Origin of the sequence: Mesorhizobium sp. M0244 (assembly GCF_040321795.1) — a bacterium.
Taxonomy (GTDB): domain Bacteria; phylum Pseudomonadota; class Alphaproteobacteria; order Rhizobiales; family Rhizobiaceae; genus Mesorhizobium.
This window is the reverse complement of sequence record NZ_JAMYSE010000220.1, coordinates 1-1,185: the sequence shown is the minus strand read 5'-3', so window position 1 is coordinate 1,185 and position 1,185 is coordinate 1. Positions and strand designations below refer to the sequence as shown.

At 60.8% G+C, this 1,185-nt stretch carries 2 protein-coding genes; both read left to right on the top strand.

What is annotated here, in order from left to right:
- The first annotated feature begins 271 nt into the window (after nucleotides 1-271).
- Nucleotides 272-460 carry a hypothetical protein gene (locus NKJ08_RS38730; protein ID WP_352786406.1) on the top strand — a complete coding sequence of 63 codons (189 nt, stop codon included), beginning with the start codon at nucleotides 272-274 and terminating at the stop codon, nucleotides 458-460.
- A 279-nt stretch (nucleotides 461-739) separates the two neighbouring features.
- On the top strand, nucleotides 740-952 hold the full coding sequence (locus tag NKJ08_RS38725; protein ID WP_352786404.1) for a DUF982 domain-containing protein: 213 nt from the start codon (nucleotides 740-742) through the stop codon (nucleotides 950-952).
- The last annotated feature ends 233 nt before the right edge of the window (nucleotides 953-1,185 follow it).

Here is a 1,185-nt window from a genome sequence, read left to right as displayed (position 1 = left end):
ACGCGGGGCGGCCCGCGTGCAGGCGCTTGGCTGAGCGGTGCAATGACCACCCAGCGCCACCTCGCAGCGATCCTGGCTTGCGACGTGGTCGGCTACCCGGATCGGCTCCGACCCTCGGCTTCGCCTTCGGGCGGGTGATCCCCCTCCGATTTGTCCCCTTGCCCCCCACTCCCCCGCTGTTCCGCACGAGCTCGGGAGCAGGAGCTGGGCTCCTGTCCCTTCGGACAGGATTTCCGCTTCGCGCGAAAGGGAAAAATAGGAGAGAAAACCCATGACCGACACAATCATCATTCCTCTCAACAAGCTGGATTTGGACCCGAAGAACGTCCGCAAAACCTATAGCGCGGAGGGTATCGCAGCGCTGGCAGCGAGCATCAGGGCCGATGGCCATGGCAATCGCTCCTCTTGCCCAGCTTCCCGATCTGCAAGCGAGATTTCCATCCCCAGAAATGAGTATTGACTTCGATCTCCGATATCAGCGCCGGCAACTGACCAAGGCATAGCGGGCTCGGAACGATAAGGACGGTTCTCGCTATTGGAGGACCGCAACGGGTTGGCGAGTCTAGTCTGAGCGATCAAGCCCGCGCTCTGGACGAGGTCCCATCCTCACAGAATGTTCGCCCACCGGGACAAACGTGACGCAACGGAACGGATGGTTCACCCGTAAGGTCTTGGGGCGATTGCGAAAGGAGACCAGCATATGACCTGCGAACGAGACGTCGGCACGTTCGAAGAGCCCGTGACCGTTTTGCTGTCCTCGGGCAAAGTCAGTGTTTCGAGCACCCGCGAAGCCGCCGAAATGCTGCTTTACCGCTGGCCCATTGGAGAAACCGGGCGCCGCATCCAGGCTCGCATGGCGTGCATGAAGGTGCTCGGCGGCGGCAGCGCACCGGAGGTAGCGCGCGTGGCATTTCTCAACGCCGCCAAGGAAGCGAAAATCCTGAACGCTTGACATCTCGTCAACGCGTGCCCCACCACTGTCCATCGTGCATCACTCTTGCAGCGGCCATTACATTTGTGCAAACATCGTGCGTCGATCATGCGGAGACGCCGAATGCTTGCGCGAGAAGGCTGGAGCCGCGGATCTGCATGCGCATTTCGCAAAAGCCGGACAGGGGTTCCGCTAATTCCCGGACAGTGGTTTCGCTAATGTCGGGACAGTTTGGCGGCGTTGGTCCTCGGCTG